Origin of the sequence: Ensifer sp. ENS07, from assembly GCF_014852185.1 — a bacterium.
Classification (GTDB): Bacteria; Pseudomonadota; Alphaproteobacteria; order Rhizobiales; family Rhizobiaceae; genus Ensifer; species Ensifer adhaerens.
The window spans coordinates 298900-307162 of the sequence record NZ_JACVBE010000009.1; the positions used below are offsets into that span (position 1 = coordinate 298900).

Consider the following 8263-nt stretch of genomic DNA (forward strand, 5'->3'; position numbering starts at 1 on the left):
TTGTTCCCCTTTTTGGTTGGTTTCGGATTAGCGGGCGCGGATGCGCGGATCGATGAGCGGCGCGACGAGGTCGGCAAGGAGGTTGCCAAGCACGATCGCGAGCGCCGAGACGAGCGTCACCCCCATGATGATCGGAATGTCGACCTGCTGGATCGCCTGCCAGGCGAGCTGGCCGATGCCTGGCCAGCCATAGACGGCCTCGACGACAACGACCCCGCTCATGAATTGGCCGATATCGATGCCGATCATGGCGATGACGGGTAGAAGCGCGTTCGGCAGCGCATGGCGGAAGATGATGCGGAACGAGGACAGGCCCTTGGCACGTGCGGTGCGCACATAATCCTGGTTCAAGACGTCGATCATCGCCGAGCGCACCATGCGCGCATACCAGCCGGCACCGAGGATGCCGAGCGTCAGCGCCGGCAGGACCACATGGGCGAAGCTGCCGAAGCCGCTCATCGGGAACCAGGCGAGCGTGACCGCGAAGACATAGAGCAGCAAAAGGGCCGCAACGAATTGCGGTGCCGAGACGCCGACGAAGGATGCCATCATCACGAGCCGATCGACGAAACCGCCGCGCCGGATGGCCGCGACGACACCGAGAAACACGCCGAGCAGGACTTCGACGAAAATGCCGGCCGCCATCAGGATCAGCGTTGCCGGCAGGCGCGCCGCGATCAAGGTACCGACATCGGTCTTCTGCGCGTAGGAGCGACCGAGATCGCCCTGCACCAGCCCCTGGAGATAGCTCCAGAACTGAACGAGCAGCGGCTGGTCGAGCCCGAGTTCCCGACGAATGTTGGCGACCGTCTGCGCCGTTGCGCTGCGCCCGGCGATCATGCGCGCCGGGTCGGCGGGAAGCGCATAGAGCAACAGGAAGGTGATGGCGGCAACGCCGAGCAGGATGAGCGCGGTCTGCACGAGACGGCGCAGCAGAAGGAATGCCATCTCAGCCCCTCCCGCGTTGCGTCGGGTCGAGGATATCGCGGAGCGCATCGCCGACCAGATTGAAGGAGAGCGCGGTCAAAAGGATGACGGCGCCGGGGATGAACACCAGCCAGGGCGCGGCCTGGAAATAGCTCTGGCTCTCGAAGATGATGTTACCCCAGGAGGGTGTCGGCGGCTGGACGCCGATGCCGAGGAATGAGAGCGTCGCTTCGAGCAGCACCGTGGTTGCGATGCCGAGCGTGCCCCAGACGATCGCCGTCGGCACCAGATGCGGCAGGATGTGGTGAAACAGGATGCGCCCGTGGCCGGCACCGAGCGAGCGCTCGGCGAGGATGAAGTCGCGTTCAACCAAGCCACGGGTCTCGGTATAGACGATGCGGGCGACCTGGACCCAGTTGACGAGCGCGATCACCATGGCGACGATCCAGAGGCTTGGGCGCAGCAGTGCGGCAAGCACGATCGCCAGCAGCAGCGCCGGAAAGGCCATCATCAGATCGGTGAAGCGCATCAGTGCGTTGCCGATAAGGCCCCGCATGTAGCCCGAGAGAATGCCGATCATGAGCCCGATCGAGACGGCAACGCCATTGGCGACGAGGCCGATGACAAGCGAAGTTCGGGCGCCATAGAGCAGGCGCGAAAAGAGGTCGCGGCCGAGCGTATCGGTACCGAGCAGGAACTGAGCACTCGGCGGCAACGGCGCGCCTTCGAGCGTCAGCCCGTCGAACATCTGTTCGTCCGGGCTATAGGGGGCAACCAGCGGAGCGGCCACAGCGAGCATGACGACCAGTGCCACGACGACGAGACCGAACAGCGCCGCCGGCTGCCTGAACATGGATTTCAAAACCTGCATCAACCGGCCTCCGGCAGGGGCTCGGCACCGCCGAGGATGGAACCGGCGATCTGCTCCATCGACAGGCGCTTTTTCATCGCGCAATTGCGCAGGATTCCATAGGCTTGTTCTTCGTTGACATGGCAGGCCTGACCGATCTTCTGCACGGCGGCATGAACGAGCGGGCGCATGCGCACCCGTTCTTCGAGATGGGCGATCTTGTCGGCGACGGCGCGGCGCTCCTCGTGGATCCCAACCGCCAACACCAGGGCCGGGTAGACCGCCGACGAGGCGACCGGCTTGGCGATGATGGCCGCAACCCCCTGCCCCATCGCCCAGGCGACCCGGCCCGGTGCTTCCGAGCCGAGCAAGGCGATCAGCGGCCGTGGCGCCTGTTCGTCCTTCCAGGGCAAGAGCCCGCTCCAGCCCTGGTCAGCGTCGACGAGGATGATATCGGGCAGGTCGCGCGCATCGAGCGGCCGCCATTGTACGGTGACGTCGAAGCCGAAGAGCTTGAGCTGTCGCACGAGCCGCTCCGTCGTCTGGTCTTCGCGGTGCAGGATCGCCGCACGCCAGCCGGTGAAGTTCGGTGTTTCCCTCATGAGACGATCCGCAATTGGGGCGCCTTGCGCTTGCGCTGGCCGGTCAGATAGGGGTCGGCGGCAATTGACGGCAGCGATGTGACGATGTCGAAGCCTCCGTCGTCGCTGATGCGGCCGAGATGGAACGGCAACGCCGCATGGTGGGTCTGCGGATCGATCCTGAGCGGGCCGAGCACACTCTGATGCGCCGCTGCCGAAACAAGCTGCGTGATCGTCGCGGGATCGTCGACGCCCGCCTCGATGATCGCCTCGGCGCAAAGCTTGACGGAGGCATAGGCGCTGGCAAACAGGCTGGAGATGCGCCGCCCGGGGCCGAAGCGACTGGCAACGCGCAGCTTGAAGGCCGCATTGTCGGGCGAAACCACCGTGTCGAAATAGGAGGCGGCACAGAGCTGGCCAGTCGCGACCCCGAGGCCGATATCCGTCAACTCGCACTCCTGAAGGTCGCAGCTGACGACCGGGCAGTTTTCCGGCCGGAACCCCGGATCGCGCACGGCGAGCGCCCGGATCGCCGCGTGGAAGGCGTAGCTGGAAGGACCGACGAGATTATTGAGGATGAAGCTCGGCCGGCGCTGCTCGATTTCGGCGACGATCCGCTCGACCGCGGTTTCCTCGAGCGGCAGGTAACGCTCGCCGAGGATTGCGCCGCCGGCTTCCTCCACCAGCTCGCGCGCCAGGCGGTTCATTTCCCAGCCCCAGACATAGTTTGCGCCGATCAGATAGGGCCGGTTGCCGAAACGCGGCAGCAGATAGTCGAGCAAGGGCAGCAAATGCTGGTTCGGGCAGCCGCCCGTATAGATCACGTTGTCGTTGGCCTCGAAGCCCTCATAGGGGCACATGTACCAGAGCAGGCCGTCGTGCTTTTCGACAAGCGGAATGACCTCCTTGCGAGCGAGCGAGGTGATGGTGCCGATGATGTGGCGGCATCCGTGGTCGCGCAGCAGCGATTTGGCGCCTTCTAGATAACGGTCGATATTGGCTTCCGGATCGATGAAAACCGGCTCGATCCGGCCCGGATGGCTTGCCGCAATCTCCTCGATCGCCAGTTCCGCGCCATCGCGACAGTCGCGGCCCATCGTCCCGTAGGGCCCGGTCGTCGAATAGAGGATGCCGATCTTTACCGCGCCGCTCATGTACCCGCCAAAAGCCAAAAACCCCACGACGCCGGGCCCATCGAAGATGGGGGCATCATGGGGCGAAACTGCCCGTCGACCATCGAGGTCATGTGAATGGATTGATCATGCTCAATCTGAGAGCATGATTAAGATACGGGCAATCGACGGCTGTCAAGCAAGGATTGGCAAGCTCGCAACCTATTATACGCAACTTTACAGACAGAGGCGGGTGGAGCACCGCAATCAAGCGCCACTGCTGCGCGGAGGCGCGTAGGAGGACATTCGGCCGGCCCGCATGCCGGCCGGCCGGGTCCATGTTCCGCTCAGAACTTGCGGCTGATCGCGATCTTGAAGTTGCGGCCGGGCATCGCCGAGATCCCGTCGCTGAGATAGGGCTCGTAGTATTTGTCGAAGATATTGTCGACGGCGAGATGCACCTCGCCACCCTCCATGAAGCCTGATGTCGGCGTCCAGTCGAGGAAGAGGCCGTGCACCGCATAGCCGGCACTCGGCGGGCGCGCGTAGGTCTGTCCGCCCTGATTGTAGGGCGTGCGGTTCTGGTCGTCGACGAAGGTGCCTGTCCAGCCGAAGGCGAGGTCCTGATCCGGTACCTTGATCCCGGCCGTCGCGATCACGGTCAGGGGCGCCAGATCGTTGATATAGGTGTCCGGTCCCCAGACGTTGTTGACGGCGCCGGTCCGCTCGCCGGTCATCCAGGACACGCCGAGATCGGCGAACATACGCTCGGTCTCGTAGTGCGCCTGCCACTCGATGCCGCGGATATCGTAGGACGGCGTGTTCCAGTAAAATGGCACGTTGCCGGTAACGTCGGCGAGGTTGGCCGTGCCGAACCGGCGCGTTACCGGATTGGAGACGTGGTTGTTGTAGACCGAAATACGCGTCGACAGCATGTCGTCGGTCGTCAGCACGTCGTTGAAGCTCAAGTCGACACCAATGTTGAAGGTGCTGTTACGCTCGACCTCCAGATCACGGCTGGTGCCGGAAGCCTTGGTAAGCACGCTCTGGGTCGAATAGATTTCGTCAATGTTGGGCACCCGCATCGCATAGGCCCAGTCGGCAAAGAACCGCACCGACGGCGTGGCTTCCCATGACAGGCTGATCGCCGGCGTCACACCCTGGTGCGACACGGCGGAATAGTCGTGCCCGGCCAGCGGATTGTTGAACCGCGGCGCCTCGTTCGGCACGCCCTTCGAGCGCACATGGTCGTAGCGCAGGCCCGGCGTCACGGCAAACGTGTCCGTCAGTTCGATCCGATCGCGAACGAAAGCGGCAAAGGTCTTCTGCGAGCCCTCGGGCATGAACCAGGGGGCGTAGTAGCCGTAGTTGTACTGCGCCTGGGTGCGGTTGGTGATGTCATACATCCAGATGTCCCGGTCATGATCCAGGTACTGAATGCCATAGTTCAGGCTGTGCGACAGTCCGCCGAGCGTGAAGTTGGAGGTATTCTCCGCTTCGAACTTGATGTCGGTGTAGGTGGCATCGTTTTCGTAGCCGCCGACGGATGCGCTGGGGTTGAGCCCCGGAATGTCGGGCCGCTTCGCATGCTGGCTGGTCGACGAGAAGCTCCCCATCATGCGGTAGTTCACCAGGTCGCTGTCGCCCGTATAGCTATAGGTAAGCGTCGAGGTGAAATCCTCGATTTCACGCCAGGTGAGAAGCCGGCGCATCGCTTCCTTGTAGCCGTAGCGGGTGATGTTGTAGTCCGACGGCGCCGACTGGCCGCGGATGGCGGCCACGGGTCCCCAATTGTCGTTTTGGCCGTAGGCGACCGTCCCCCTTGATCTCGTGGCCGTCATATGCGGCACCGACATTGGCAAGCAGGGTGGTCAGCTTCGAGTTGGAATAGTTGTAGACCTCGTCGCCGCCGACGCGCATGTCGTCGCTTTTGCGCCATGTGCCGGCCAGAAGGCCATCATAGGTGATGGGGCCGCCGAAATCCGACTTTCCGTAGAGCGCGCCGGTTTCGAGAAACTGCTTGTTGGCACTCTGGAAACCGGACTTGGCCCAGACGCCCCATTCTTCGCCGGGCCTGAGCATGTCAGCCGCGTCCTTGGTCTCCATCAGCACCGTGCCGCCGAAGCCGCCATTGCCATAGCGCACCGATGTCGCGCCCTTTTCGATCTCGACGCGCTTGAGCAGTTCCGGCTCGATGAAGACTGTGCCCTGGTCGTACTTCTCGAAATTCTTCGGCGCGCCGTCGAGGATGATCCGCACGTCAGACTGCCGGGCAAAGCCGCGGATGGCGAGCGTCTGTCCTTCGATGCGCACGCCACCGCCCATCAACACGCCGGGCGTCTTCTGCAGCAATTCCGGAAGGCTCGATGCCTGGGCCTTTTCGATTTCCTCGGCATCAAGGACCGCGATGTTCGGCGCGCGGTCACCGTCCTTGGCGTCGCCGCGGGCGACAATGGGCGCGAGCTTCGTGCCTTCGCCGTCTGCCGGCGTCGCGGCTTCCACCGCACCCATCAGCTTCACCGTCGAGCTGCCGACGAAACGATAGCGGACGCCCGTTCCGCTCAGCAACCGCGCCAGCGCCTCTTCGGCCGTCATGTCGCCGGAAAGGCCTGGCGTGGTGACCCCTGAGGCGACCGAGCTGTCGAACACCACCTGCAGCTTGAGCTGTGAGGCCAGGCGGTTGACGGCCGTCGTCAGCTTGCCCGCGGGCACGTCGACGTGATTCCGCACCGCAGCTTGCGCAAGGGCGACGGTGGTGGTGAGGGCAAACACGGTGCCTGCCATCAGCAGGCTGAGAATTCCGGATTGGCGGCGGCGGCCGGTCGTATTCCAATATGACATGATGGTTCCAGACAGAGAGATGGCCGAAAAGGCCGGGGCATGGTTTCTGGACGAACGAGGTGCCGGTTCAGGGACACCTCGTCCTCGATTTTTTTTAGCGCAGGATCGTGACGTAGGGTCCGATCCGGGTGACCTTGACGTCGAAGGCTTCGGCAAGACCTTGCAATGCGCCGACGGGATCGGAGAGATCGAAGCTGCCGGACACCCGCCTGGCGCCGACGCTGGCATCGGCGATCAGGATCTTGCCGGGAACGTAGCGCCCGATTTCCTCGACGACGGACGCGATCGTGCGTTCCTCGAAAACCAGGCGCCCCTGCCGCCATGCCGCCGCCACGAACGGATCGACCGGCGTGACAAAGCCGAGCCGGCCGTCATGGTCGTAGCTGACCTGCTCGTTGACCGCGACGCGGCGCGGCGGCATTGCCGCGTCCGTCGCGACCGATACGGCGTGTTCGAGAACGGTGACGCTGGTGCCGTCGTCGGTGAGGTTGACGTCGAATGCCGTCCCGAGTGCCGTTGTCGTGCCGCCTCCGGCCTTAACGACAAAGGGCCGTTGGCTGTCAGCCGCGACCTGGACGAAGGCCTCGCCACGCAGCAGCACGATCCGCCGCTCGGCGGAAGTGAACTGATAGGCGACGGCCGACTGGGCGTTGAGCTGCAGTGTCGAGCCATCCTCAAGGGTAAGGATCGGCCTTTCACCCTTGCCGGCGATAACGTCCGCCTGCATCCACAGGGCGCCGTCGAGCGCAACAAAAATGCCGGCGCCGACGCTGACGATGGCCGCCAGCGCTGTTGCGGTTTTTCGCCGCGTCCCTGTCCGCTTCACCGCCCTTTGGGCGAATTCCGGTTCGCGCCGGATCAAGAGCGATGCGTCACCGATCGCCCTTTGAGCGCGCGCAAAAATCTCGGCATGGGCAGGATCCTCCGCGCGCCAGCGTTCGAAGGCGAGCTGCAACGCTTCATCGTCGGGATCACCCGTCAGGCGGACGAGCCAATCCACCGCGTGCTCGCGCATCCTCCTGTCGCGCGCCGTCACAACACCTCCTCCAACCGGTCGAGGCAATGCAGATAGGCCTTGCGCAGATGCCGGTCGACCATGTTGCGGCTGATCCCCGTGCGCATGGCGATTTCGTCCGAGGTGAGGTTGCCGATGCGGCTTGCGAGAAAGACGCGCCGCCGCTGCAGCGACATGTCCATGATCGCCCTCTTCAGGATCGCCAGCCGCCGGGGAAGATCGATGTTGGCATCAGGCGCAGCGATATCGCTGGCGACAGCCAGGGCGTCCTCTTCGCTACCGGAGAAAAGCTTGAGCTCGAAGCGGTCGCGCCGCAGCCGGTCGATACCGAGATTGGCACAGGCGCGGCGCAGAAACGCCCTGAGCGACGACTTGCCCTCAAGCGGCGTGCGCCGATCGACCAACCGAACATAAAGCTCGTGAACGACCTCGTTCGCGATTGCCGCCTGGTGACCACGCCGCCGCGTCATCGCGCAAAGCTCGTCGTAGTAGGCGACGATCGCGTCGTCGAGCATCAAATGCGAAGCTGATTTCTCTGGCATGATAGGTTTCAGGGCCGATCCGGAGCCGTCGGCAGAGCGAAGATGAGAGACAGGGCGCGGTGCAGACGAGGCAGCGCCGGCGTTCATTAGCGCGTCCGTGCGGTGCGCACAACAAATATGAGTATTGTACTCATCTTTAATTTCCGAAGCCGTCAGCAGTGCAACTAGCTCGAAAGGAGGCGTTGACCTCAGGGCTCAGAGTGAGACCCTCAGGCAGGGTTCACGCCGGTTATCAGCAAGAGCCAGATTTCCGGGCGAAAAGAACCGAAAGGAGGTGGCATGAAAGAGACCGCGTCCGCTGAGAGAACGGATCACTGAGATGGCGATGATGATTGAGGGACAGCCACGCTTCCGGCCTTTCGGCTTATCCTGTTGGGGTTTTGGAGATCTCAACA

General features: G+C 63.5%; 8 protein-coding genes. All 8 read right to left on the reverse strand.

Annotated features, from left to right (window positions below; genetic code table 11):
- Positions 1-27: 27 nt before the first annotated feature.
- The 8 genes from IB277_RS25310 to IB277_RS25340 all read right to left on the reverse strand — a co-directional run bounded on the left by IB277_RS25310 (position 28) and on the right by IB277_RS25340 (position 7868).
- Positions 28-948 carry an ABC transporter permease gene (locus IB277_RS25310; RefSeq protein ID WP_034805440.1) on the reverse strand — a complete coding sequence of 307 codons (921 nt, stop codon included), beginning with the start codon at positions 946-948 and terminating at the stop codon, positions 28-30.
- Between the two features lies 1 nt (position 949).
- A complete protein-coding gene (locus tag IB277_RS25315; RefSeq protein ID WP_060581077.1) occupies positions 950-1798 on the reverse strand; it encodes an ABC transporter permease in 849 nt (282 codons plus the stop codon).
- Entirely contained in the window at positions 1798-2379 is a 582-nt protein-coding gene (locus IB277_RS25320) for an ANTAR domain-containing response regulator (protein ID WP_060581078.1), read from the reverse strand. Before IB277_RS25320 ends, IB277_RS25315 begins: the two co-directional genes overlap by 1 nt.
- On the reverse strand, positions 2376-3512 hold the full coding sequence (locus tag IB277_RS25325) for a transporter substrate-binding protein (protein ID WP_060581079.1): 1137 nt from the start codon (positions 3510-3512) through the stop codon (positions 2376-2378). Before IB277_RS25325 ends, IB277_RS25320 begins: the two co-directional genes overlap by 4 nt.
- Before the next feature lie 305 nt (positions 3513-3817).
- On the reverse strand, positions 3818-5251 hold the full coding sequence (locus tag IB277_RS38250; protein WP_371813674.1) for a TonB-dependent receptor domain-containing protein: 1434 nt from the start codon (positions 5249-5251) through the stop codon (positions 3818-3820).
- Positions 5157-6311, reverse strand: a complete 1155-nt coding sequence (locus IB277_RS38255) for a TonB-dependent receptor (protein WP_246812818.1) — start codon at positions 6309-6311, stop codon at positions 5157-5159. The genes IB277_RS38250 and IB277_RS38255 overlap by 95 nt, the downstream gene beginning before the upstream one ends.
- Positions 6312-6405: 94 nt before the next feature.
- Positions 6406-7347: a FecR family protein gene (locus IB277_RS25335; protein ID WP_134887890.1), complete on the reverse strand. Its 942-nt coding sequence runs from the start codon at positions 7345-7347 to the stop codon at positions 6406-6408.
- A complete protein-coding gene (locus IB277_RS25340; RefSeq protein ID WP_060522067.1) occupies positions 7344-7868 on the reverse strand; it encodes an RNA polymerase sigma factor in 525 nt (174 codons plus the stop codon). Before IB277_RS25340 ends, IB277_RS25335 begins: the two co-directional genes overlap by 4 nt.
- Positions 7869-8263: the final 395 nt, after the last annotated feature.

What these genes read in the sequence shown, in the direction of transcription:
- IB277_RS25310 (WP_034805440.1), bottom strand. Translation starts at nt 948, where the DNA reads ATGGCATTCCTTCTGCTGCGCCGTCTCGTGCAGACCGCGCTCATCCTG.
- IB277_RS25315 (WP_060581077.1), bottom strand. Translation starts at nt 1,798, where the DNA reads ATGCAGGTTTTGAAATCCATGTTCAGGCAGCCGGCGGCGCTGTTCGGT.
- IB277_RS25320 (WP_060581078.1), bottom strand. Translation starts at nt 2,379, where the DNA reads ATGAGGGAAACACCGAACTTCACCGGCTGGCGTGCGGCGATCCTGCAC.
- IB277_RS25325 (WP_060581079.1), bottom strand. Translation starts at nt 3,512, where the DNA reads ATGAGCGGCGCGGTAAAGATCGGCATCCTCTATTCGACGACCGGGCCC.
- IB277_RS38255 (WP_246812818.1), bottom strand. Translation starts at nt 6,311, where the DNA reads ATGTCATATTGGAATACGACCGGCCGCCGCCGCCAATCCGGAATTCTC.
- IB277_RS25340 (WP_060522067.1), bottom strand. Translation starts at nt 7,868, where the DNA reads ATGCCAGAGAAATCAGCTTCGCATTTGATGCTCGACGACGCGATCGTC.